The sequence below is a fragment of the Methylopila musalis genome (assembly GCF_042679725.1).
GTDB classification, from domain to species: domain Bacteria; phylum Pseudomonadota; class Alphaproteobacteria; order Rhizobiales; family Methylopilaceae; genus Methylopila; species Methylopila musalis.
In genome coordinates this window covers 1-24139 of sequence record NZ_JBHTMX010000031.1, presented here as the reverse complement: position 1 = coordinate 24139, position 24139 = coordinate 1, and the positions used below count along the sequence as shown (strand labels likewise).

Sequence of the window (24139 nt, the reverse complement as noted above, 5' to 3'; positions counted from 1 at the left end):
GGGCGCCGGGCGAGGCCGGCCCGCGCCCGGTCGGGCGCAGGTCGATGAACCCGCCGAGGCTGCCGAGCGCGCGGCCGAGCAGCGCCTTGCGGGCGGGGGCCCGGAGAGGATGGGTCAGCGTCATGGCGTCGTGTCCTTCGACGATCCGAGGCGTCGAGGTTTTGGGAGCCGGGGTCCGCCTCGGAGACCCCGGTCCCCTCGCGGCGTCAGCTCACGCCGAACTTCAGCGTCTTGATGGCGTCGAAATCCTGCACGCCGCCGCCCACCCGCTTGGTGGTGTAGAACAGCACGTAGGGCTTCGCCGTGAACGGATCGCGCAGGATGCGCACCCCGATGCGGTCGGCCACCAGATAGCCGCGGCGGAAATCGCCGAAGGCGATGGCGTGGGCGTTCTCGGCGATGTCGGGCATGGCCTCGGCCTCGGCGATGGGGAAGCCCATCAGCGTGGCCGGCGCGCCGGCGGCGGCGGGGGCCTCCCACAGGTACCGTCCGTCCGCGTCCTTCAGCTTGCGCACGGCCGCCTGGGTGCGGCGGTTCAGCACGAAATGCGCCTCGCGCCGGTAACCGGAGCGCAGGGCGTAGACCAGATCGAGCAGCGCGTCGGACGGGTGGGAGGCCGCGAAGGCGCCGGCGGCGCCGGTCGGCACATAGCCGATCTTGCCCCATTCCCAGGCGGAATTGGCCACCTTGGCGGGGGTCAGGAAGCCCTGCGGGCGGGTGAGGCCGTCGCCGGTGACGAAGGCCACGCTCTCCTGCTCGGCGAAGGCGGTCTCCACCTCCTCGGCGATCCACTGGTCGAGATCGACCGCGGCGTCGTCGAGCAGGGTCTGGGTCGCGGCCGGCATGGCGAACAGCTCCATGGCCGGGAAGGCGAGCTCGTCGAGCGCCGGCGTCGCGGACTGCGCCCGGGCCGCCGTCTCCGCCGACCAGCCGGAGGCGAAGCCTTCCGTGGCGAAGGGCTTGCGGAACACCGAGCCCGTCATGGCGCGCACCGTGGCGATGGCGCGGATGGGGGAGACTTCCGCCAACCGGCGGCCGATCTCGCGCTCGGTCTCGTCGGGGGCGAGATAGCCGCCCTGGGCGTCGGTTCCCGCCACCAGCGCCTTGGCCTCCAGCGCGCCGTAGCGCGCGGTTTCGCCACGACGCACATAGGCGTCGAAGGCGCCCCGGCGCTCACGCGCCTCCGGCCGGGCGCCCTCCTCCGCGCCGGCGAGCGCCGGGCGGCGGCCCTTCAGCGCCAGCTCGTCCACCAGCCGGCGCTGGCGGTCCAGCGCCTCGTCCAGCCGGGCGAGCTTCTCGGTGGTCACCACGTCGGGCGACAGCCGCTGCTCGATCTCGGCGAGGCGCTCGTCGTTGGTCTCCTTGAAGGCCTCGAAGGCGCGCATGAAATCGTCGAAGGCGCCCACCACGTCGAGGCTGGTGGGCGGGCCGTCCACGGCCTTGGTTTCGGGCGAACGGAGGGCGTCGAAGGTCATCGGGTCAGGCCTCGGGTCTTGGGGAGGACGAACCGCCCGGCCGGGCGGAGACGATCGGCGGCGGCGCTCACGCGCCCCGCCTTGGCCGCGCCGACGCGGGCGCCGGGCAGCATGGGAAAGGTGACGATCGAGATCTCCCACAGGTCGATCTCGACCAGCCGGCGCACGCCGCCGACCATGCGGGCGGCGCGCACGGGGCGAAAGCCGATGGAGAGCCCGTCGAGCGCGCCCTGCAGCAGCAGCGCGCGCAGCTCCCGGGCGCGGGCGACCGCAAGGTTCAGCCGCCCCTCGACCCGAAGGCCGCGGGCGTCCTCGTCGATGCGCTCCCAGGCGCCGATGGGCTCGGCCGGGTCGTGCTGGAACAGGAAGCGCACGCCGTTCGCGCCCCGGCGTTCGAGGCTGCTTGAGAAGGCGCCGGGCGCCACCACGTCGCGGCCGAGATCGACCACGCCGAACAGGCTGGCGTAGCCGGACACGCGCCCGTCCTCCGCCACCGCCGCCGCGAACGGCAGCCGCTTCCGTTCCGGCGCGAACCCCCGCGCCGGGCATGCGATCTGGGTCATGGGATGAGGTTCCGTCGTTTCGGTCGGGTCAGGCTGGACGCCGGGCCATCAGCGCGGCGACGCGCCGGAAAGGCCGCATTCCGCAGGAGCGCCGGCGCCGGATCGAGAACACGGCGTCCGCACGTTCGCCGCCGCGCCTGGCTCGATCGCCGACGCCCTCACCCCGCCGCCAAGGACAGCCCGCCGCGCTGACGCGCGACGGGTGACGTTCAGAGCCCGTTTCGGCTCGTCATGCGCGTGGGGTCAGGCCACGCGCCAGGCGAGCGTGCCGTCGGACTTGAGGTACACGCTCTTCACGGCCACGCCGCCGGTCGCCGCCGCCGCGTCATTGGCGAACGGCCCCGGGAAGTTGGTCGCGTTCAGGCCCTTGAACGACGCCACGCCGGTCTGGTGGCTGATCCGCCAGGTGATGTTGCGGTTGGCGCCGGTCGGCGTGCGGTCCGTGGTGGTGGAGTAGGCGCCGGCGAGCGTGTAGCCATCGACCAGTTCGCCGCCGCGTCCCATCAGCACCGAATAGGTTCCGGCGTTGACGCTGTCCCGCAGTCCGAGGCTGACCGAATTCGCCGCGGAGGACAGCACGTTGGTGCTGCCGATCACGGTCGAGAAGGCGGCGCGGGACTCCGACGTGGTGGACGACAGGACCGAGGCGCCGGTGATGGAGGTGGTGGTGGAGCCGGCCGCGCTGTCCTGGGTCGCGATCAACGCGTTGCGGATGCCCCGCACCTTGGCGCCGCGGGACGACAGCACGGTGGCGTGGCGCGTCACCCCCTCGAGGTCGACCTCACCGCTCGACGCGACGAGGTTGTAGGACTGCTGGGTGGCGGACGTCGTGCTGACCGAGTTCACATTAAAGGATGCGGTCACCAACGCGTATTGGCCGAGGAGCGAAACGCCCTGAACGGCGATCGACGACGCCCCCGCTCCATAGACTTTGGAGGGCCGCTCCACGGTGTCGTCGTCCGAAGACCAGATGAAGCCGCGCGTCGCGATCGCCGCGCAGTTGCTGCCGTGAACCTCGACGCCCGTGGAGTTGTAGATGCCGGACGCGAAGAAGGTGCCTCCGGTCGCGGTCGGCGCGTTCGGCCAGACGTTGTGGTCGATCTCTTCGTACGCCCAGCCGTTCGCGGAGAGCCAGGTTTTCTGATCTGCATCAAGAGACGTTTTATGAGTAACCCCTCCCGGCTCGATCACATAGGGAATGGCGTCGAGCGAATAGGTGATGCCGGAATTGGCCGGCGGGAAGCTCTGCGCCACCCCGGTGTTGTTCGTGATGCGCCACATCTTGTTGAAGCCCCACCGCTTGGCGGTGTTTGCGGCCGAGAGCGCGTTGTAGCCAAGCGTGCGACACATCGTGCCGCCGACGATGGCTGATCGTTCCGTCGCGTTTTCGCACATCCGCGACGTGGCGATCAGCGATTGAGTGTCGGCGCTGCTGTCAACCTGCGCCGACGCGATGATGGCGCTGTAGCGGCTGCGGCCACGAGCCCGCGAGGACGAGATGAACGAGAAGCATCGTCCGTTCGCCTTGTCGAAGGCGAAGCTTTCCGACGCCGCGGCGAACACACGAAGCGGCGTCTCGTTTTTCGGATCGGCGAAGCCGGGGAACTCGTTGTTGGCGCTGGAGACCGCGCCCCATCCGCTCATGGGATAAACGACGCCGCCGACGGAGACGAAGCCGTTGTAGAGAGCAGGAGCGTCAAAGCCCGTGTAGTTGACGTTGCCCAGGTACACGTTCGGCAGCGCCGACAGCGTGATGGTCTGTCCCGCCAGATCCAAAAGCTTTCCGGGGCGATCGATCTTGGCCGCGTCATAAGCCTGCTGGTCGGTCCAGCCGGGCTGGCGATAGTCTTCGATGGTCGGAATCAGAAGGGCGATACGATCTTCGGGATCCATGACAGTCTCCAGATGGTGTTCTTTGAACGAGCGGACGGGCGACGCGCCCGGAGGATCCGGGCGACGCTGCGCTGAGGCTCGATGGGGCTCCGTTCTGCCGTTCCACGCCGTCGTGACGGCGCCTCCGCCCGAGGGGCGAACCATGACGCGGCGGCCGTGCGGCCGGTCCGCGTGAAAGCCGGCGGGGTTCACGCGCGGCGCGCGTTCACCCCGGACATCTGTTCAGTCCGATCGCGGACCTCTGCGATCGGTCGCGCTCCTCACCCCGCCGCGCCGTAGCCCACGGCGGCGCGTTTTTCGTCGTCGGTGAGGAAGTCGGCCTCGGTCACGCGGCGCCACAGGGCTTCGCGTTCGGAGGCGAGGGCGTCCACCGCGTCGAGGTCGGGTTCGAGCCTGAGGTCGCCGCCCCAGACGGGGCCGAGCCACTGGGCGAGGCTCTGGGCCACGCGGGCCAGCAGCGGCAGCACGGTCTGGCGCGACAGCGCGCGGTTCGCCTCCTGATAGTTGGCGTAGGTGGCGTCGCCCGGAATGCCGAGCAGCATGGGCGGCACGCCGAAGGCGAGCGCGATCTCCCGCGCGGCGCCGTTCTTGGCGGCGAGGAAATCCATCTCCTGCGGCGACAGCGACAGCGGCTTCCAGTCGAGCCCGCCGTCGAGCAGAAGCGGGCGCCCGGCGTTGGCGGCGCCGGAAAACTGCGCCTCCAGCTCCTCCTTCAGCCGCTCCACCTGGTCGTCCGACAGGCCCGTCCCCTCCGGCCCGGAATAGACCAGCGCGCCGGAGGGCCGCGCGGCGTTGTCGAGCAGCGCCTTGTTCCAGGCGGTGGCGGCGTTGTGCAGGTCGAGCGCCGCCGCCGCCGGCGCCATCGGGCTCAGCCCGTAATGGTCGTCGAGCGGGTGGAACAGCGTCAGATGCAGGATCGGCGGCGCGGGCTCCGCCCGCTGGTCGAAGCGCGAGACGTTGCCGCCGACGCGGTACTCGTAGGCCTCCGGCCAGCCGTCGGCGCCGGCCAGAACCCGCATGCGGTCCGGCCGCAGCGCGTGAAGCTCGCGCGGCTCGCCCTCCACCGACACCGCCTCCAGATAGGCGTTGCCCGAGATCAGCAGGTTCGAGACCAGCGCCTCAATCAGCGCCGCCCGGCCCTGCCGGGGATTGGGCCGCGCCAGCAGCGTCTTGACCGGGTGGTCGTCCAGCTCCTGCGCCCCGTCGAACAGCAGCAGCGGCACGCCGCCGGCGGCCTCCGCCACCATGCGCACCGCCCGGTGGCAGACCGGATTGCGCTCGTAGCCCTCGCGGGCGAGGCTCGCCGGATCGCGCGGACTCCAGCGCGCCGCGCCGCCGCCGGAAAAGGCGACCAGCCCGCCCAGCGATTTGCGCTCGGGCCGCGCCGACCCGAACAGACGTGACAACAAGGCCATGGACGCCCCCTCGCGGCGGGAATGATCGATCGATGAAAGCTCGCCGGAACGCTCCGGGCGGGCCTCGCGTTTTCAGGCGTAAGGGTCGTTGACGAGACGGCCGGACACCCTTCCGGAGGCTCCCCCGTGACACGCGTCCCAACGCTTTTTCGTACAATCGCGTTCGCCGCGGCCGTCGCCGCCACGCCGATGGTCGCGAACGCCCAGAGTTCCGGCGGAGCGTCCTCGCCCGGCGCCGGCTCCGCGCCCACCACGACGACGCCGGACAGCCGCCAGCCGTCTCGGGACGACGTGGAACGGCGCGAGGCGCCCGTGGAACGCGGAGTTCCGGCCGGCTCAGGGGGCCGCACGCATCCCGCAGGGCGCGACGGCTCGGGCGCCGCTGGGGCGACCGAAAACAGGGCCGACGATCCATCCTTCAATCAGGGCATCGACCGGGCGGCGCGGCCGCGGAACGAGTGAGCGGTGGCGCTTAAAGGCGCGAACCTCACAGCGACAGCACGCGCGGGCCGCGGCCTTTCACGGCCAGCATCAGATGGGTGACGGCCCAGACCAACGCGTCCACCCGATCGGGCGAGCGGCCGTTGGCGAGGCCGTCGAGGCCGAAGGCGGCCATCTCGTCCTCCAGCGCCGGATGCGCGCCCACATGGCGCACGCGGCCTTGGGCGTAGAGCGCGGCCACCGGCTCGGCCCTCAGCCATTTGCCGCGGGTGGCGCGCACCGCGATCACGGGAACGCCGGGATGGACCTGCGCGATCACCGCGCGCACCATGTCGCCGCCCTGGTTCACCTCCGCCACCAGCGCGTCGGCTTCCAGACGCCGCCACAGCGCCACCGCGCGGGCGGACCAGAGCTCGGGCCGGGGCGCCGCCACCGTGTCGTCGGCCAGCACATAGGCCCGGCCGTCCGCCCCGAGCCCCACGGCCACGAGGCCGCAGGCGTCGGAGCGGCGGCCGCCGCCGGCCGGCGGATCCACCGCCACCACGATGCGAACGAGCTCCGGCGCCTCCGCCACGCGGGCGCGCTCCAGATCGTCGCGGGTCCAGAGCGCGTCCTCGCGCTCCTCCAGCATCTCGCCGTCCAGCTCCTGCCGGCCGAGCCGCGTGCCGGCATAGGCGCCGACCACGGCCTCCAGAAAGCGCGGCGCCAGATTGGCGGCGTTGTCGCGGGTGGCGGCCCGCGTCACCGCGACCGAGCGGTCCGCCAGCAGCCGCTTCAGCAGGGGCGTGGCGCGGGGCGTGGTGGTCGCCATCTGGCGCGGACGGGCGCCGAGGCGAAGGCCGAACTGCAGCATGTCCCAGGTCTCCTCCGGTCGGCGCCATTTGGCGATCTCGTCGCACCAGGCGGCTTCGAACTGCGGCCCGCGCAGGGCCTCCGGGTCTTCGGCCGAAAACCCCTGCGCCACCGCGCCGTTCGGCCAGACGAGGCGTTTTCGGCTCGGCTCGTAGGACGGCCGCTCCCCGCGCGGATGCACCGCGAAGAGGCCGGACACGCCGTCGATCATCACCTCGCGCAGGTCGGCGTAGGTTTCCGCCACCAGCGCGATGCGGCCCACCGGCCGCGCCGAGAATCCATCAAGCCCGAGCGCGAGGCCCCGCACCCATTCGGCCCCGGCGCGGGTCTTGCCGGCGCCGCGGCCGCCCAGCATCAGCCAGGTGGTCCAGCCGCCCGGCGGGGGAAGCTGGTCGTTCCGCGCCCACACCGCCCAGTCGCCCTGAAGCCGCGCGCCGTCGGCGGGCGACAGCGCGCCCAGAAACTCACTCGCCGCGGTCGCGTCGCAGCCGCTCAAGGCGCTGCGCAAGCGCCGCGCGGAACTCATCCGTGTCGCGCACGGGCTCGTCACCGTCAGGCTCTCCGCCGTCACCCGCGCTCTCCTCGTCGAATTTCGCAAGCTCCCGCAGCGAGCGCACCAGGCTCGCCAACGTCCGGGCGGCCCGGCCGGCCGCCTCCCCGCCCGCGGTCTGGTCGCCGGCGGCGAACAGCGTCTCCGCCTTCGCCACCTCCGCGTCGATGGAGCGGCGCAGGCCCCGGATCAGCGTGCGGCGGCGTTCGGCGTCGAACGGGCGGGTCCAGCCCTCTCGCATCTTCCGGCGACTCACCGTCTCCTTGGGGAGGCCGAGCCGGCGGCAGATCTCCGCCTGGGTGATGTGCGAGGTCTCGTAGAGCCGCCGCGCCTCGGCGAGGATTTCAGGAGAAGCGCGCGGCGCCGGCGGCTTGCGCTCCGTCATGGGCGACCCTCCGTCTGTTCCGTTGGCCCCGAAGCGCAACTGTGGAGCATGGGAGAAACCTACCCGATCAGCGTCACGCTGTCAATGCTTATTTTCCTATTTAGGATTTTTAGCTGGAACGCCGGACGGGCGACCGGCGCGATCGCTCGCTTGACGCTGTCCGCCCCCGTTCCTACGTTCGCCGCGACCCTGGCGGGCTCGGGCGCGGCTCCTTTCGCGCGCGGTGTGAGGCCCGCCGCCTGTGACGAGGATGCTCTTATGGCGACCGGAAAGGTTTCCGACGCGACTTTCGAGGCCGAAGTGCTTCAGTCGGCCGAACCCGTTGTGGTGGACTTCTGGGCCGAATGGTGCGGCCCCTGCCGCGCGATCGCGCCTGCGCTCGAAGAGATTTCGGACGAGCTCGCCGGCAAGGTGAAGATCGTGAAGCTGAACGTGGACGAGAACCCCGCCACCGCCACCCGCTTCGGCATCAGCGCGATTCCCATGCTGATGCTGTTCAAGGGCGGCGAGCACGTCGCCACCCAGCGCGGCGCCGCCCCCAAGTCCAAGCTGGTGAGCTGGATCGAAACCTCGGTCTGAGGAAGGCTCACCCTCCCCTTGTCCCGGCCTCGAGCCGGGACCCATTTCCGCCGACGCGTCCGGGTGACGCTCCGAGCGTGCGGTTTATTCTGACAGGCGAGATGTTTCTGGGTCCCGGCTCAAGGCCGGGACAAGAAAAAGGCGCTTCCCTTGTCCCGGCCTTGAGCCGGGACCCATTTCCGCCGACGTTTCCGGGTGGCGCTCCGAGCGCGCAGTTTATTCTGAAAAACGAAGACGTTTCTGGGTCCCGGCTCAAGGCCGGGACAAGAAAAAGGCGCTTCCCTTGTCCCGGCCCTGAGCCGGGACCCATTAACGCCGACGTCTCAGGATGATGCTCAGGCGTTCGGCTTGTCTTCCCGACGACAAGCTTTCAAGCTCACAGCCGAAACACACAACGCTGAGAGCGCGGTCATGCCCGCCTTCGTCTACATTCTGGCGAGCGGGCGTCACGGCACGTTGTATGTGGGCGCGACAGGCGATCTCGCCCGTCGTCTCGACCAGCATCGCTCCGGCGCCGTGCCGGGCTTCACGCGCGATCACCGCGTCACCCGGCTGGTGCATTACGAGCTTTACGACAACGTTCTGGAGGCGCGCGCTCGCGAGCGGACGCTGAAGGGCTGGCGGCGCGATTGGAAGATCAGCCTGATCGAGCAGGCCAATCCCGAGTGGAGCGATCTGACGACGACGCTGATCTGAGCGTCCCTTCTCTTGTCCCGGCCTTGAGCCGGGACCCATTTCCGCCGACGCCTCCGGATGACGCTCCAAGCGCGCAGTTTATTTTGAAAACCGAGATGTTTCTGGATCCCGGCTCAAGGCCGGGGCAAGAAAGCGGGTCCCTTGTCCCGGCCTTGAGCCGGGACCCATTTCCGCCGACGCTGCCAGATAACGCTCCGACCGCGCGGCTTACTCTGAAAACCGAGACGTTTCTGGGTCCCGGCTCAAGGCCGGGACAAGGAAAGGGCGCCTCGCTTTTGGCGATTTGCGCGCCCCGCTCAACCTCAATGCGGCGGGGTGCCGTTGGCGGCGAGGGCTTCGCCGGCGAGGTAGAGGGAGCCGATGATCAGCACCCGGGGCGGCGTTGGGCCGGCGGCGCGGGCGGCTTTGGCGAGCGCTTCCTCGATCGAGCCGCACACCTCCGCCGCGAGGCCCGCGCGCTCGGAGGCCTCCACCACCTCCTGCGGCGTGCGGGCCGCGGCGGAGGAAGCGATTGGCACGCCGTAGACGCGGCCGGCGAGGCCCGCGAAGGCCTCCAGAAAGCCGTCGGAATCCTTGGTGTTCAGCATGCCGACCACCAGCACGATCGGCTTCGGCGCGCGCTCGTCCAGCTCCGCCAGCGTGGCCGCGACCGCGCGGCCGCCGTCGGGGTTGTGGCCGCCGTCGAGCCAGAGCTCCGCGTTGTCCGGCAGCATCGCCGCGAGCCGGCCGTGGGCGAGGCGCTGCATGCGGCCGGGCCAGTTGACGGAGCCGAGGCCCTTCTCGATCGCGGCGGCGTCCACGCCGAGCGCGGGAAGCGCCCGCAGCGTCGCGATGGCGGCGCCGGCGTTGTCGATCTGGTGGCGGCCGACGAGGCGCGGCAGCGGCAGGTCGAGCAGGCCGTCACCGTCCTCGAACACCAGCCGGCCGCGCTCCTCCCGCGCCTGCCAGTCCTGCCGGCCGACCGCGAGCAGCGCGCCGAAGCCGGCCTTCTCGCGCTCGATCGAGGCCAGCGCCTCCGGGTCCTGGCGGGCGATGACGCCCGGCGTCAGGCTGCGCAGGATGCCGGCCTTCTCATGGGCGATGGCGGCGAGGTTCTCGCCGAGGAACTTCTGGTGGTCGAGACTGACGGGGGTGATGACGCTCGCCACCGCCGAGGGCGTCACGTTGGTGGCGTCGTAGCGGCCGCCGAGCCCGACCTCCAGCAGCAGCACGTCGGCCGGGGTGCGCGCGAACAGCAGCAGCGCCGCGGCGGTGGTGATCTCGAACAGGGTGATCGGCTCGCCGGCGTTGGCGGCCTCCACCTCCCGGAAGGTCTCCACCAGCCGGTCCTCGTCCACGAAGACGCCGCCGCCCTCCGCGCCGAGGCGGATGCGCTCGTGGAACCGCACCAGATGGGGCGAGGTGTAAACGTGCACGCGCTTGCCCGCCGCCTCCAGCATGGCGCGCAGGAAGGCGGTGGTGGAGCCCTTGCCGTTGGTGCCGGCGATCTGGATCGTCGGCGGCAGGGCGCGCTCCGGGTGGCCGAGCCGCGCCAGCAGCGCCTCGACGCGGCCGAGCGAGAGGTCGATCTCCTTCGGGTGCAGCGCGACGAAGCGCTCCAGGAAAGCGTCGCTGGCGTTCAACTCGGACCCGTCCCGCTGGATCTGCGCGCTCACGCGTGCGCCACCGCGGGCGCCGCCTCGTCGGCGGCGGGAGCAGCCACCGCCACCTTCGGCGCGCGGGCGCCGCCGCCCGCCAGCAGGCGGCACAGCCGGGCGAGGGTCGCCCGCAGGTCCTTGCGGTGGACCACCATGTCCACCATGCCGTGGTCCCTGAGATATTCCGAGCGCTGGAAGCCCTCGGGCAGCTTCTCGCGGATGGTCTGCTCGATCACCCGCGGGCCGGCGAAGCCGATCAGCGCGCCGGGCTCGGCGATCTGCACGTCGCCCAGCATGGCGTAGGAGGCGGTGACGCCGCCGGTGGTCGGGTTGGTCAGCACCACGATGTAGGGCAGCCGCGCCTCGCGCAGCATCTGGATCGCGACGGTGGTGCGCGGCATCTGCATCAGCGAGAGGATGCCCTCCTGCATGCGCGCGCCGCCCGAGGCCGCGAACAGCACCAGCGGGGTCTTGCGCTCCACCGCGGTCTCGAATCCGCGCACGATCGCCTCGCCCGCCGCCATGCCGAGCGAGCCGCCCATGAACTCGAAGTCCTGCACCACCACGGTCGCGGGCGCGCCCTCGATGGCGCCGACGGCGACCCGGACCGCGTCGTTCATGCCGGTCTTGGCGCGGGCGTCACGCAGGCGGTCGGCGTAGCGCTTCTCGTCGCGGAACTTGAGCGGGTCGGCGGCGACCTCCGCCAGCGCGATCAGCTCGAAGCCCTCGTCCAGCGTGGCGGCGAGGCGCTGGGCGGAGCCCATGCGCAGGTGATGGCCGGAGCCCGGAATGACCCAGCCATTGGCCTCCACATCCTTGTGGAACACCAGCTGGCCGGTCTCCGGACACTTGATCCAGAGGTTCTCCGGCGTGGTGTCGCGCCGGGTCCAGAGGCTGTTGATCTTGGGGCGAACGACGTTGACGAGCCAGTTCATCGGGGCCTTGCGCCTCCCGTTCTCAGGTTCAGGCCGCAGCCCGGGCCGAACGCACGCCGGCGGCGAGCGCCGACACGAGGTCGGTGACCGCCGAAACCGTCTTTTCCGTGGCGCGCCCGTCCGCGTCCAGACTGCCGCGCACCGCGTCCACCAGCGCGGACCCCACCACGACGCCGTCCGCGCTCTTCGCGATCGCCGCCGCATGCTCCGCCGTCTTCACGCCGAAGCCCACCGCCACCGGCAGCGGCGTGTGCCGCTTGATGCGGCGGACCGCCCCGGCCACCACGTCGAAATCCGGCGTGGCGGAGCCCGTGACGCCCGCGATCGATACGTAATAGACGAAACCGGAGGTGTTGCGCAGCACGGCGGGAAGCCGCACGTCGTCGGTGGTCGGCGTCGCGAGCCGCACGAAGGCGAGACCGGCGGCGAGCGCCGGCAGGCACAGCTCCTCGTCCTCCTCGGGCGGCAGGTCCACCACGATCATGCCGTCCACGCCCGCGGCTTTGGCGTCGGCGAGGAAGCGCTCCACGCCATAGACGTAGATCGGGTTGTAATAGCCCATCAGGATCAGCGGCGTGGCGTCGTCGCCGGCGCGGAAGGCGCGCACGAGGTCGAGCGTGCTGGTCAGCGTCTCGCCTCCTTTCAGCGCGCGCAGGCCCGCGGCCTGGATCGCCGGGCCGTCCGCCATGGGGTCGGTGAAGGGCATGCCGAGCTCGATCACGTCGGCCCCCGCCCCCGGCAGCGCCTGCAGGATCTTCAGCGCCGTCCCATGGTCCGGATCGCCAGCCATGACGAAGGTCACGAGCGCCGCGCGGCCCTCAGCAATGGTCGCGGCGAAACGGGCGTCGATGCGAGTGCTCATGATGCCGCAAATCCTTGGCCGAAAGCCCCCTCACCCGCCGCTTCGCGGCGACCTCTCCCCGCGGGGAAGAGGTGGGAGACAGCGGCGAACGGCGCGCGGGCCTTCACCTCTCCCCGGCGGGGAGAGGTCGGCCCGCAGGGCCGGGTGAGGGGGAGCGACACGGAGGTCACAGGCTGGTCCCCAGAAGCTCGGCCATCTGCGGCACGTCCTTGTCGCCGCGACCGGAGAGGTTCAGCACCATCAGGTGGTCCCTCGGCAGCGCCGGCGCGCGCTCGATCACCTTGGCGAGGGCGTGGGCGCTTTCGAGCGCCGGGATGATGCCCTCAAGCTTCGACAGCGTCTGGAACGCGCTGACCGCCTCGTCGTCGGTGGCGGAGAGATAGGTCACGCGGCCGATGTCGTTCAGCCAGGAGTGCTCCGGCCCGATGCCGGGATAGTCGAGGCCGGCGGAGATGGAGTGGCCTTCCTCGATCTGGCCGTCCTTGTCCATCAGCAGATAGGTGCGGTTGCCGTGGAGCACGCCGGGGCGCCCGCCCGCGATCGAGGCGGCGTTCAGCTTGTCCAGCCCGTGGCCGGCGGCCTCGACTCCGAAAATCTCGACAGCGGAATCGTCGAGGAAGGGATGGAACAGGCCCATGGCGTTGGAGCCGCCGCCGACGCAGGCGTAGAGGCTGTCCGGCAGGCGGCCCTCCGCCTCCAGCATCTGGGCGCGGGTCTCGTCGCCGATGATCGACTGGAAGTCGCGCACCATGCCCGGATAGGGGTGCGGGCCCGCCACCGTGCCGATGCAGTAGAACGTGTCCGCCACATTGGTCACCCAGTCGCGCAGCGCCTCGTTCATGGCGTCCTTGAGCGTCTTCGCCCCGGACTGCACCGGCACCACGGTCGCGCCCAGCATCTTCATGCGGAACACGTTCGGCGCCTGCCGCGCCACGTCCACGGCGCCCATGAACACCACGCAGTCCAGCCCGAAGCGGGCGCAGAGCGTGGCGGTGGCGACGCCGTGCTGGCCGGCGCCGGTCTCGGCGATCACCCGCTTCTTGCCCATGCGGCGGGCGAGCAGGATCTGGCCGAGGACGTTGTTCACCTTGTGGGAGCCGGTGTGGTTCAGCTCCTCGCGCTTCAGGTAGATCTTGGCGCCGCCGAGGGTCTCCGTCAGCCGCTCGGCGAAGTAGAGCGGGCTCGGCCGGCCGATGTAGGTGGCGCGGTAGGCGGCCATTTCGGCGTGGAAAGCGGGGTCGTTGCGCGCCGCCTCGTATTCCCGCTCCAGATCGAGGATCAGGGGCATCAGCGTCTCGGCGACGAAGCGGCCGCCGTAGAGGCCGAAGCGGCCGCGGTCGTCGGGGCCCGTGCGGAAGGAGTTCGGCTTCGGCTGGTCGGTCACGGTGCGAAAACCCTGTTGCGCGGCGAAAGCGTCAGGCGCCGCGGACGGCGGCGACGAAAGCGCGGATGCGCTCCGGATCCTTGACGCCCGGAGCGCTTTCGACGCCCGAGGACACATCGACCGCCGGGGCGCGCACGACGGCCAGCGCCTGCGCCACGTTCTCCGGCGTGAGGCCACCGGAAAGCACGAAGCGGAGCTTGGGGTCAAGCCGATCCAGCAGGCGCCAGTCGAAGGCGACGCCGTTGCCGCCGGGCAGCGCCGCCCCCTTGGGCGGCCGGGCGTCGAACAGCACCCGGTCCACGACGGGCGCGTAGAGCGTCACCGCCGCGAGATCGTCCGGCCCCGACACCGGCAGCGCCTTCCACACCGCGAGCCCGTGACGGGCCTTCAGAGCCGCGGCGCGCTCGGGCGTCTCATGGCCGTGAAGCTGCAAAACGTCCGGCGCGACGTCTGCGACCGCCGCGTCGAGCGCGTCGTCGCCCATGTCCACGGTGAGCAGCACGACCCCCGCCCGCCCCCGCGCCCGGGCCGCGAGTTCGGCGGCGCGGGCGACGTCCACATGGCGCGGGCTTTTGGGAAAGGACACGAAGCCCACATGATCCGCGCCGGCGTCGAGCGCGGCGTCGAGCGTCGCGGCGTCGGACAATCCGCAGATCTTGATCTCAACCGCCATGACACGCCTCGCCTGCGGGCGCTTGACGCCCGGCCGGCGAGGCTTCGCACGTTCCGCCCCCGCCCCGCAACGGCGCGAGGACCCGAATCCAGCCGAAGCCCTGTCGCGCTTCGGCGATCTCCTGGCGACCGCTCGCCGGTCCTCGCGCGACCATCCGACGACGGCGCGTCATCCACATCTCATTTACACGATCTTGCATTGTTAAAATATATATATTCGACAAACTAAGTGTTGATTGCTATATCGGGACCAAGCGGCGCTGGACATTTCCAGCTGACCGAGACGTTCCCACCCTCCGGCGCATCGCGCCGCACTGGAGCCTTTCATGGCCGTGTTCACCCGCCGCGCCGCGCTCGCCCTCGGCTTCGCCCTGTCGACCTTCGCCCTGCCCGCCTCCGCCGCGGAGCCGGACACGATCCTCAACGCCACCTACGACATCGGCCGCGAGCTTTACGCCGACCTGAATAAGGCCTTCGTGGCCGAGTGGAAGGCGAAGACCGGCAAGGACATCACCGTCAACCAGAGCCACGCCGGCACCTCCAAGCAGGCCCGCTCCATCGTCGAGGGGCTCGAGGCCGACACCGTGACCTTCAACCAGGAGCTGGACGTGCAGTTTCTGGCGGACAAGGGCTTCGTCGCCGCCGACTGGAAGTCGAAGCTGCCGAACGACGCCTCGCCCTACTATTCGCTGCCCTCCTTCGTGGTGCGCGCCGGCAACCCGAAGAACGTCAAGAACTGGGACGACCTCGTCCGCGACGACGTGAAGGTGGTGTTCCCGAACCCGAAGACCTCCGGCAACGCCCGCTACACCTATCTCGCGGCCTACGCCTTCGCGCTGAAGACCTATGACGGCGACGAGGCCAAGGCCGACGCTTTCGTGAAGAAGCTGCTCTCCAACGTGCCGGTGTTCGACACCGGCGGCCGCGGCGCCACCACCACCTTCGTGGAGCGCGGCATCGGCGACGTGCTGGTGACCTTCGAGGCCGAGACCGCCGCCGTGAAGAAGGAGTATGGCTCCGAGAAGGTGGAGACCGTGACGCCGAAGGTGAGCCTGCTCGCCGACTTTCCCGTGGCGGTGGTCGACAAGGTGACGGCCAAGCGCGGCAGCGAGGCGCTGGCCAAGGGCTATCTCGAATGGCTCTACAGCCCGAAGGCGCAGGAGATCATCGCCGCCCACAACAACCGCCCGCGCGACCCGAAGGTGCTGGAGGCGACCAAGGCCCAGTTCCCGGCGGTGGAGCTGCTGAAGGTCGAGGACGTGTTCGGCGGCTGGAAGAAGGCGCAGGAGGTGCATTTCGCGGCCGACGGCAAGCTCGACAAGCTGTTCGTCGCGAAGTGACCCCCGTCCGGTCCCGGATCTGATCCGGGACCGTCGAGACCGCCTGCGGCCGTCGCCGGAAGCGACGGCCGTTCGGCCTGTGTGAGGCGACGTCGCGCTTACCTGCGCCGGGTGCGGCCCGAAGCGTCACGGCGGGCTCGCGATGTCGGGGCGTTTTCCCCTATAAGACGCTGCCTTCCGTTCCGTCGCGCCGACCGGCGCCGACGCGGCCCTTCGGGGCGACGTGTGTCACCGCGAGCCCGCATGCCTCATTCCATCCTTCCCGGCTTCCGGCTCGCGCTCGCCTGCACCCTGCTCTATCTCGGCCTGATCGTGCTGCTGCCGCTCGCCGCCCTGCTGTGGCAGGCCTCGGGCCTCGGCTTCGAGCGCTTCGTGGCGGTGACGACCTCCGAGCGGGCGCTCGCCGCCTTCCGCATCACCGTGCTCTGCGCCGCCGGCGCCACCGTGTTCAACGCGGTCTACGGGCTCGCGCTGGCCTGGGTGCTGGCGCGCTACGACTTCCCCGGCAAGCGCCTGCTGGACGCGCTTGTGGACGTGCCCTTCGCGCTTCCGACCGCTGTCGCCGGCGTGGCGCTGACCGCCCTGTTCGCCGCCAACGGCTGGTACGGCGCGGTGCTGGCGCCGCTCGGCGTCGAGGTGGCCTACACCCCGCTCGGCATCATGGCGGCCATGTCCTTCACGTCGATCCCCTTCGTCACCCGCTCGGTGCAGCCGGTGCTGGAGGATCTCTCCACCGAGGTGGAGGAAGCGGCCGAGACGCTGGGCGCAGGCCATTGGCGCATCTTCGTCAGCGTGGTGTTCCCGGCCATCTTTCCGGCCTTTCTCGCCGGCTGCAGCCTCGCCTTCGCGCGCTCGCTCGGCGAGTTCGGCGCGGTGATCTTCATCGCCGGCAACCAGCCGTTCCGCACCGAGATCGCGGCGCTGCTCACCTTCATCCGGCTGGAGGAGTACGACTACCAGGCCGCCGCCGGCATCGCGACGGTGATGCTCGCCGCCGCCTTCGTCATGCTGCTCGTGACCAACGCGATCCAGCTCTGGAGCCTGCGCTACCAGAGGGCCGGCCGATGAGCGCGTCGCGCCGCCGGGGCGTGGGCGACGCCGCCGCCTTCCGCATTCCGCTGATCCTGCTGGTGGTCGCGGTGGCGGGCCTGATCATCGTCGGGCCGCTGGCGGTGGTGTTCTACGAGGCGCTGAAGGTGGGGATCGGCGTCTATTTCTCCAACCTGTCGACCCCCGACACCCGCCACGCCATCTGGCTGACGGTGGCCACCGCGCTGGTCGCCGTGCCCATCAACACCGCCTTCGGCGTCGCGGCCGCCTGGGCGATCGCCAAGTTCGAGTTTCGGGGCAAGGGCCTTCTCACCGCGCTGGTGGAGCTGCCGTTCTCGATCTCGCCGATCGTGGCGGGCGTCGCCTATCTGTTCGTCTATGGCGCGCAAGGCTGGTTCGGGCCGGTGCTGGACTCGCTCGGCCTCAAGGTCATGTTCGCCTATCCGGCGATCGTGCTGGCGAGCCTGTTCGTGACCGCGCCATTCGTCGCCCGCGAGGTGCTGCCGCTGATGCAGGCGCAAGGGTCGTCGGAGGAGGAGGCGGCGCTGTCGCTCGGCGCCTCCGGCTGGCGCACGCTGTTCAGCGTCACACTGCCGAACATCCGCTGGGCGCTGCTCTACGGGGTGGCGCTCACCAACGCCCGCGTCATGGGCGAGTTCGGCGCGGTGTCCGTGGTGTCGGGCTCGATCCGGGGCGTCACCAACACCCTGCCGCTGCAGATCGAGCTGCTCTATCAGGACTACAACGCCGCCGGCGCCTTCGCCGCCGCCACCGTGCTGGTGGGCATCGCGCTGCTCACCATCGTGGCGAAGCTGATCGTGGAGCGTTTCGGCGAACGGGCCTGAAGCGCCCCCGTCTGGAACGAACCGCTTCGTCATGCCCGAGCTTGGTCATCGGGCATCCACGACTTGAACATCGAAGCTTTTGATGCGGTCAAAGTCGTGGATACCCGCCTCCGGCGGGCATGACGTGAGCTTAAATTGTCCGCTTGGGCCATTTGCAACCGAGCTCCGAGGACTCGTCCGGAACGAACCACGTCGCCATGCCCAAGCTTGATCATCGGGCATGGCGGCTTGATAACCCTCGGAATTGAGGAAGGAGCCTTTTCAGCCGCCCTCGCCCACCCGCGCCAGCCATTCGTCCTCGGTCAGGGTCTCGATTCCGAGCTCGGTCGCTTTCGCGAGCTTGGAGCCTGCACCGGGGCCGGCCACCACCAGATCGGTTTTCTTCGACACCGAACCCGCCACCTTGGCGCCGAGACGCTCCGCCATGGCCTTGGCCTCGTCGCGGGTCATGCGCTCCAGCGTTCCGGTGAAGACGACGGTCAGCCCCGCCACCGGCGTGTCGGTGGCGGTCGCCTCCATGGGCGCGGACGTCAGCTCCTTCAGCAGCGCGTCCAGCGCCGGATCGTTCTTCGGCTCCTGGAAAACGTCGACCACCGCATGGGCGACCACCGCGCCGACGCCGTCGATGTCGATCATCTCCCGCCAGGCCTCGTTGCCCTTGTCGCCCTTCACCGCCGGATCGGGCGGGATCGCGTCGCGGGCGGCGGCCCTCAGCGCCTCGATGGTCCCGTAATGGCGCAGCAGGCGCTTGGCGTTGATCTCGCCCACATGGCGCAGGCCGAGCCCGAACAGCACCCGGTTCACCGTGCGCGAGCGCGCGTCCTCGATGGCGGCGAACAGGTTGGCGACGGAGGTCTCACCCCAGCCCTCCCGGTTTTTCAGCCGGGTCAGGCGGCCGGGCTCGGCGTCGCGGGCCTGAAGCGTGAAGATGTCCGCGGGCTCGCGCACCTCGCCGCTCTCGTAGAACGCCTCGACCTGCTTCTCGCCCAGCCCCTCGATGTCCATGGCGTTGCGCGACACGAAATGGCGCAGCCGCTCCACGGCCTGCGCCCGGCAGATCAGCCCGCCGGTGCAGCGCCACACGACCTCGCCCTCGTCACGGGCGGCGTGACTGCCGCAGACCGGGCAGACCTTGGGGAACACGTACGCGTCGCCCCGGTCCGGCCGGTCCGGATCGACCACCTCCACCACCTGCGGGATGACGTCGCCGGCGCGCTGCACCACCACCGTGTCGCCCACGCGCACGTCCTTGCGGGCGATCTCGTCCTCGTTGTGGAGGGTCGCGTTCGACACCACGACGCCGCCGACCGTGACCGGGCGCAGCTTGGCGACCGGCGTCAGCGCGCCGGTGCGCCCGACCTGGATCTCGATCGCCTCCAGCACCGTGGTCGCCCGCTCGGCCGGGAACTTGTGGGCGATGGCCCAGCGGGGCGAACGGGAGACGAAGCCAAGCCGCCGCTGCAAAGCGAGGCTGTCCACCTTGTAGACCACGCCGTCGATGTCGTAGCCGAGCCGCGCGCGCTGCTCCTCGATCGCGTGGTAATGGGCGATCAGCGCCTCGGCGCCGTCGAACACGGCCATCAGCGGGTTGGTGGCGAAGCCCCACCCCGCCAGCCGCCGCACCATGGCGGTCTGGCTGTCCTCCGGCACGGCGCTGGCCTCGCCCCAGCCATAGGCGAAGAAGCGCAGCGGGCGGGTCTCCGTGACCTTCGGATCGAGCTGGCGAAGGCTGCCCGCCGCAGCGTTGCGCGGATTGGCGAACAGCGGCTTCTCCGCCGCCGCCTGCCGTTCGTTGAGCGACGCGAAATCCGCGTGCGCCATGTAGACCTCGCCGCGCACCTCGATCACGTCCGGCCAGTCGTCGCCTTTGAGGCGCTGGGGCACGTCGGCGATGGTGCGCAGGTTCGCGGTCACATCCTCGCCCACCGCGCCGTCGCCGCGGGTGGCGCCGCGCACGAGGCGGCCCTGCTCGTAGCGGAGCGACGCGGACAGGCCGTCGATCTTGGGCTCGGCGGCGATCGCGAGCGGCTCGTCCGCCTTCAGATCGAGGAAGCGGCGCACGCGGGCGATGAACTCCGCCACGTCCTCGTCGGAAAAGGCGTTGGAGAGCGAGAGCATCGGCACGGCGTGCCGCACCTTGGCGAAGGCCTCCGAGGGCGTGGCGCCGACGGTCCGCGTCGGGCTGTCCTCGGTGGCGAGCTCCGGAAACTCCGCCTCCAGCGCCTCCAGCCGCCGCCGCAGGGCGTCGTACTCGGCGTCGGTGACGGTCGGCGCGTCGTCCTGATAGTAGCGCCGGTCGTGGGCGCGGATCTCGTCCGCGAGGCGGGCGTGCTCGGCGGCCGCATCCGGCAGCGCCGGGAGCAACGCGCCGCCCTCGCCCGAGGCCGCTTTCGCCTTGCGCGCCATCACCCGGCTCCGTTCAGCAGGCGGGCGGCGGCGGCGCGGGCCTCGTCGGTGACGGAGGCGCCCGCCAGCATCCGGGCGATCTCCTCCCGCCGGGCGGGGGCGTCGAGCGGGGCGACGCGGGTCGCGACCCGCGCCTCGCCCTCGGCCTGCGCCTTGGAGATCAGCAGATGCTGGGTCGCCCGCGCCGCCACCTGCGGCGCATGGGTGACGGAGAGCACCTGAACGCTCTTCGCCAGCCGCGCCAGCCGCGCGCCGATGGCGTCCGCCACCGCGCCGCCGACCCCGGTGTCGATCTCGTCGAACACCAGCGTCGGGGCGGAGCCGCGATCGGCCAGCGCCACCTTCAGCGCCAGCATGAAGCGCGACAGCTCGCCGCCGGACGCGATCTTCGCCAAGGGCCCCGCACGCGTGCCCGGATTGGTCTGCACCCAGAACTCGACCCGATCGACGCCCTCCGGCCCGGCGGCGCCGTCGTCCGAGACGATCTCGGTGGCGAATCGCGCCCGCTCCAGCTTCAGGTCCGGCAGCTCCGCCATCACGGCGGCGTCGAGCGTTCCGGCGGTCGCGCGCCGCGCGGCGCTCAGCCGGGCCGCCGCGTCCGCATAGACCGCCTCCGCCTCCGCCGCCTCGCGGGTCAGCGCGGCGAGACGCTCCTCGCCGGCGTCCAGCGCCGCGAGATCGTTCAGGAAGCGTGCGGCGAGCGCGGCGAGGTCGTCCACCGGCGTGCCGTGCTTGCGGGAGGCGGCGCGCAGCGCGAACAGCCGCTCCTCGATCCGGTCCAGTTCGTTGCGGTCGAAGGCGGTGGCCTCCAGCGCGGTCTTGAGATGGGCCTCGCCCTCGTCCAGCGCCAGCAGCGCGGCGTCCAGCGCCTTGATCGCGGGCTCCACCAGCTCGGGCGACGCGGCCGAGCGGCGGTCGAGTCGACGGATGGCGTTGGCGATGGCGACCACGGGGGCCGAGCCGCCGGAGACGGCGTCATGGGCCTCGCGCAGGTCCTCGGCCGCCTTCTCCGCCCGCATCATGGTCGCGCGGCGGTCGGCGAGCAGCGCCTCCTCCCCCTTCTCGGGGGCGAGCGCCTGAAGCTCGTCGCTGGCGTGCCGGAGATAGTCGGCTTCCTTTCGCGCCGCCTCCACCCGGGCGGCGTGCTCCGCCAGCGCTTTCGCGGTCTCCCGCCGGCGACGCCACGCCTCCGTGACCGCCGCGGCCTCGACGTGGAGTCCGCCATAGAGATCGACCAGCGCCCGGTGGGCGGCCGGATCCACCAGCGCGCGGTCGTCGTGCTGGCCGTGGATCTCCACCAGCGTCGCGCCGAGCTGGCGCAGGGCGTTGGCGCTGACCGGCTGGTCGTTCACGAAGGCGCGCGTGCGCCCGTCCCGCGCCTGCACCCGGCGCAGGATCAGGTCGCCGTCGTCCGTGATGTCCTGATCGCGCAGGATGGCGCGGGCCGGATGATCGATCGCGAGATCGAACACCGCCGTCACCTGCCCCTGCGGCTGACCTTCGCGCACGAGTCCGCCGTCGCCGCGCCCGCCAAGGGCGAGCGACACCGAATCGAGCACGATGGATTTTCCGGCGCCGGTCTCACCGGTCATGACCGAAAGCCCGGCGCCGAAATCGACGTCGAGCCGGTCGATCAGGACGATGTCGCGGATCGAAAGCCGTGCGAGCACGGAGCCTCCCGCAGCACGGGCCTCTGCGGGCCGTCAGCCGCCCGCGACGCTCCGGAACGCCTTGCTGATCCAGGAGCTGGTGTTCTCCTGCCCCTGCGCCACGCCGCCCTGGTTCATCAGCGCGTAAGAGCGCTTGTACCACTCGCTGTCCGGGAAGTTGTGGCCGAGAATCGCGGCGGCGGTCTGCGCCTCGCCGGTGATGCCGAGCGCCAGATAGGACTCCACCAGACGGTGCAGCGCCTCTTCGATGTGGCGGGTCTGCTGATACTGGCTCACCACCACGCGGAAGCGGTTGATGGCGCCGGTGTAGTCCCGGCGGGCGAGATAGAATCGGCCCACCTGCATCTCCTTGCCGGCGAGCTGGTCGCGGGCGATGGAGAGGCGCTTCTTGGCTTCCGGCGCGTATTCGCTGGTCGGCCAGCGGCGCTGCACCTCGTCGAAGGCGGCGATGGCGCGCTGGGTGCGCTCCTGGTCGCGGCTGATGTCCGGCACCTGGTTGTAGTAGGACATGCCGACCAGATACTGGGCGTAGGCCGCGTCCGGGCTCGTGGGATAGAGCTGGACGTAGCGGTTGCCGGACGTGATGGCGTCCGTGTAGCTGCCGGCCCGGTAGTTGGCGAAGGTAGTCATCAGCGTCGCCTTGCGCGCCCACTCCGTATAGGGGTGCTGGCGGTCCACCTCGGCGAACTTCTTCTTGGCGGCGTCGTAGGAGCCGGCGTTCAGCTGCGCCAGACCCTCGTTGTAGAGCTTGTCGGCGGGCTCGTCCGGCGCGACCTCGTCCTTGTCGCCGCCGAAGGACGAACAGCCCGCCATCGGCAGCGCCACCGGCGCCAGCACCGCCAGCAGGAGCGCCATCCTCAGACCGCGCCCCGGCGCGAAGGACGGGTGGGAGGACATACGCAGCGCCATCGCTCGCCTCACAACTGTCAAAAGGGATTTCCCCGTTCCGCGCGGCCCGAGCGGCCCGCGCGCGGACGCCGAACCGGCGCCGCGTCGCCGTCTATAGCCGAAACGACGCGGCCGCGCCAAGGCGGGAGGAACGGTTCCGTCGCGATCGCGTCAATCGACGCGGGGACCGAAGGCCGCGACCGGCGACGGAGCGAAGCCCGCGGGCCGCAGCGAACGGGCCGCGCGCTCGCGCCGGGCGGGAGCCTGATCGGCCGTCACGACCTCATAAGCGGTCGGATCGGCCAGCAGAGCGCCCAGCACCGCGCCGTTCATGCGGTGACCGCCGCAGAACGAGCGGAAGCGGCCCTGCAGCGGCAGGCCGGACAGCGCCAGATCGCCCACCGCGTCCATGGCCTTGTGGCGCACGAACTCGTCGGGGAAGCGCAGGCCCTCGGGATTGAGCACCCGATCCTCACCGAGCACGATGGTGTTCTCGGTGGAGGAGCCGCGGGCGAAGCCGGCGGCCCACAGCCGCTCCACGTCCTTCAGGAAGCCGAAGGTGCGGGCGCCGGCGAGTTCGGCGCGGAAGCTCTGGGGCGTGACCTCGAGCCGCACCGCCTGCCGGCCGATCAGGTCGGACGGGAAGTCGATCTCGACGTCGAGATGGAAGCCGTGCGGCGCGGGCGCGAGTTCGGCGAAGCCGCGGCCGTGCTCGACGCGCATCGGCTTCACGATCTTCAGCACCTTGCGCGGGGCGGCGAGCGCGACCACGCCGACGCTGTCGATCGCGTCCACGAACGGACGCGCGGAGCCGTCGAGAATCGCCACTTCCGGCCCGTCGATGGCGACGCGGACATTGTCCACGCCCATGCCGCGCAGCGCGGCCATCAGGTGCTCGATGGTGGAGACGGTGGCGCCGGCGGCGTCGCCCAGAACGGTCTGCAGCTCGGTGCCGCCGACGAGGCGGTGGACGGCCGGGATCTCATGCTCGACGCCGTCCGCGTCGACGCGGACGAAGACAACGCCGGCGTCGGCGTCCGCCGGCTCCAGCGTGAGGGAGACCGGCGCCGCGGAATGAACGCCGATGCCCGTCAGGGTCACCGGGCCAGCGAGCGTGGTCTGCGTTGCGAACATCAAATCGTCCTTCACGGCTGTCGCCGCCTTCAGGGTCAGGCGGCGGGCGGCTCGGAGGACATGCGCCTCAGGCCGCGGCCAACAGTCCGGCCTGCGCCAGACTCATGTTTCGCATGCAACCTAAGTCTCGCCCCGGACAAGGCCAAATCAAGGTTCTTTTCGGATTGTAACAGAGCCAACCTTTTGGAATGAAAAAGAAATCCGGCGCCCCGAGGGGCGCCGGATCACGTCGGCCCGGAAGAGGCTCACCGGGCCGACGCTTGGCGGACGGCGCGCGGCGGAGCGCCGTCCGAGTCAGTTGGCCTGACGCCGCAGGAAGGCCGGGATCTCCAGCTGCTCGTCCTCGAGGCCGCGGGGATGCGCGGGGCTCGGCTGACGGCCGTGGGCGTCCAGACCGCCCTGGGCCGGGCGATAGGCGGGCGCCTGCGGGGCCGGCTGCGGACGACGCTGCTCGGGCGCGGGCATGC

General features: G+C 70.9%; 20 protein-coding genes. 5 read left to right on the top strand and 15 right to left on the bottom strand.

The features are described 5' to 3' along the window. Window positions 1–206: 206 nt before the first annotated feature. The 6 genes from ACFQ4O_RS06120 to ACFQ4O_RS06095 form a co-directional block, all read right to left on the bottom strand. A complete protein-coding gene (locus ACFQ4O_RS06120) occupies window positions 207–1475 on the bottom strand; it encodes a phage major capsid protein (protein WP_378774781.1) in 1269 nt (422 codons plus the stop codon). Beyond that, window positions 1472–2038, bottom strand: coding sequence for an HK97 family phage prohead protease (locus ACFQ4O_RS06115; protein WP_378774780.1), 567 nt, complete (start codon window positions 2036–2038; stop codon window positions 1472–1474). The genes ACFQ4O_RS06120 and ACFQ4O_RS06115 overlap by 4 nt, the downstream gene beginning before the upstream one ends. A gap of 243 nt (window positions 2039–2281) precedes the next feature. Continuing rightward, the gene (locus ACFQ4O_RS06110; RefSeq protein ID WP_378774779.1) at window positions 2282–3931 is read right to left on the bottom strand and encodes a hypothetical protein; all 1650 of its coding nucleotides are present in this window, start codon (window positions 3929–3931) and stop codon (window positions 2282–2284) included. Window positions 3932–4191: 260 nt separating this feature from the next. Beyond that, window positions 4192–5346, bottom strand: coding sequence for a phage portal protein (locus ACFQ4O_RS06105; protein WP_378774778.1), 1155 nt, complete (start codon window positions 5344–5346; stop codon window positions 4192–4194). 487 nt (window positions 5347–5833) lie between these two features. After that, window positions 5834–7165, bottom strand: a complete 1332-nt coding sequence (locus tag ACFQ4O_RS06100; protein ID WP_378774777.1) for a DNA-packaging protein — start codon at window positions 7163–7165, stop codon at window positions 5834–5836. Continuing rightward, on the bottom strand, window positions 7104–7574 hold the full coding sequence (locus tag ACFQ4O_RS06095; protein ID WP_378774776.1) for a hypothetical protein: 471 nt from the start codon (window positions 7572–7574) through the stop codon (window positions 7104–7106). Before ACFQ4O_RS06095 ends, ACFQ4O_RS06100 begins: the two co-directional genes overlap by 62 nt. 258 nt (window positions 7575–7832) lie before the next feature. Between ACFQ4O_RS06095 and trxA the strand changes: the two genes are divergently transcribed. Both trxA and ACFQ4O_RS06085 read left to right on the top strand, forming a co-directional pair. Further along, on the top strand, window positions 7833–8153 hold the full coding sequence (gene trxA / locus ACFQ4O_RS06090; protein WP_378774775.1) for a thioredoxin: 321 nt from the start codon (window positions 7833–7835) through the stop codon (window positions 8151–8153). Window positions 8154–8564: 411 nt separating this feature from the next. Then, window positions 8565–8849: a GIY-YIG nuclease family protein gene (locus ACFQ4O_RS06085; RefSeq protein ID WP_378774774.1), complete on the top strand. Its 285-nt coding sequence runs from the start codon at window positions 8565–8567 to the stop codon at window positions 8847–8849. 302 nt (window positions 8850–9151) lie between these two features. On the opposite strand, the gene ACFQ4O_RS06080 is transcribed toward ACFQ4O_RS06085, so the two are convergent. The 5 genes from ACFQ4O_RS06080 to ACFQ4O_RS06060 all read right to left on the bottom strand — a co-directional run bounded on the left by ACFQ4O_RS06080 (window position 9152) and on the right by ACFQ4O_RS06060 (window position 14340). Continuing rightward, window positions 9152–10471 carry a bifunctional folylpolyglutamate synthase/dihydrofolate synthase gene (locus ACFQ4O_RS06080; RefSeq protein ID WP_378774782.1) on the bottom strand — a complete coding sequence of 440 codons (1320 nt, stop codon included), beginning with the start codon at window positions 10469–10471 and terminating at the stop codon, window positions 9152–9154. 29 nt (window positions 10472–10500) lie between these two features. Beyond that, window positions 10501–11421 carry an acetyl-CoA carboxylase, carboxyltransferase subunit beta gene (gene accD / locus ACFQ4O_RS06075; RefSeq protein WP_378774773.1) on the bottom strand — a complete coding sequence of 307 codons (921 nt, stop codon included), beginning with the start codon at window positions 11419–11421 and terminating at the stop codon, window positions 10501–10503. Between the two features lie 28 nt (window positions 11422–11449). After that, the gene (gene trpA / locus ACFQ4O_RS06070; RefSeq protein WP_378774772.1) at window positions 11450–12283 is read right to left on the bottom strand and encodes a tryptophan synthase subunit alpha; all 834 of its coding nucleotides are present in this window, start codon (window positions 12281–12283) and stop codon (window positions 11450–11452) included. Window positions 12284–12449: 166 nt separating this feature from the next. Continuing rightward, window positions 12450–13667, bottom strand: coding sequence for a tryptophan synthase subunit beta (gene trpB / locus ACFQ4O_RS06065; protein ID WP_378774770.1), 1218 nt, complete (start codon window positions 13665–13667; stop codon window positions 12450–12452). A gap of 31 nt (window positions 13668–13698) precedes the next feature. Next, complete coding sequence (locus tag ACFQ4O_RS06060; protein ID WP_378774769.1) at window positions 13699–14340, bottom strand: phosphoribosylanthranilate isomerase; 642 nt, start codon at window positions 14338–14340, stop codon at window positions 13699–13701. A gap of 325 nt (window positions 14341–14665) precedes the next feature. On the opposite strand from ACFQ4O_RS06060, the gene ACFQ4O_RS06055 reads away from it, so the two are divergent. The 3 genes from ACFQ4O_RS06055 (at window position 14666) to cysW (ending at window position 17574) form a co-directional block, all read left to right on the top strand. Then, on the top strand, window positions 14666–15679 hold the full coding sequence (locus ACFQ4O_RS06055; RefSeq protein WP_378774768.1) for a sulfate ABC transporter substrate-binding protein: 1014 nt from the start codon (window positions 14666–14668) through the stop codon (window positions 15677–15679). Window positions 15680–15922: 243 nt separating this feature from the next. Beyond that, window positions 15923–16747, top strand: coding sequence for a sulfate ABC transporter permease subunit CysT (gene cysT, locus ACFQ4O_RS06050; RefSeq protein WP_378774767.1), 825 nt, complete (start codon window positions 15923–15925; stop codon window positions 16745–16747). Continuing rightward, the gene (cysW, locus tag ACFQ4O_RS06045) at window positions 16744–17574 is read left to right on the top strand and encodes a sulfate ABC transporter permease subunit CysW (RefSeq protein WP_378774766.1); all 831 of its coding nucleotides are present in this window, start codon (window positions 16744–16746) and stop codon (window positions 17572–17574) included. The genes cysT and cysW overlap by 4 nt, the downstream gene beginning before the upstream one ends. A gap of 261 nt (window positions 17575–17835) precedes the next feature. On the opposite strand, the gene ligA is transcribed toward cysW, so the two are convergent. The 4 genes from ligA to lpxC all read right to left on the bottom strand — a co-directional run bounded on the left by ligA (window position 17836) and on the right by lpxC (window position 23672). Then, entirely contained in the window at window positions 17836–19980 is a 2145-nt protein-coding gene (gene ligA / locus ACFQ4O_RS06040; RefSeq protein ID WP_378774765.1) for an NAD-dependent DNA ligase LigA, read from the bottom strand. Then, a complete protein-coding gene (gene recN, locus ACFQ4O_RS06035; RefSeq protein ID WP_378774764.1) occupies window positions 19980–21650 on the bottom strand; it encodes a DNA repair protein RecN in 1671 nt (556 codons plus the stop codon). Before recN ends, ligA begins: the two co-directional genes overlap by 1 nt. A 33-nt stretch (window positions 21651–21683) precedes the next feature. Next, on the bottom strand, window positions 21684–22505 hold the full coding sequence (locus ACFQ4O_RS06030) for an outer membrane protein assembly factor BamD (RefSeq protein WP_378774763.1): 822 nt from the start codon (window positions 22503–22505) through the stop codon (window positions 21684–21686). A gap of 204 nt (window positions 22506–22709) precedes the next feature. Beyond that, window positions 22710–23672, bottom strand: coding sequence for a UDP-3-O-acyl-N-acetylglucosamine deacetylase (gene lpxC, locus ACFQ4O_RS06025; RefSeq protein ID WP_378774762.1), 963 nt, complete (start codon window positions 23670–23672; stop codon window positions 22710–22712). Window positions 23673–24139 lie beyond the last annotated feature (467 nt).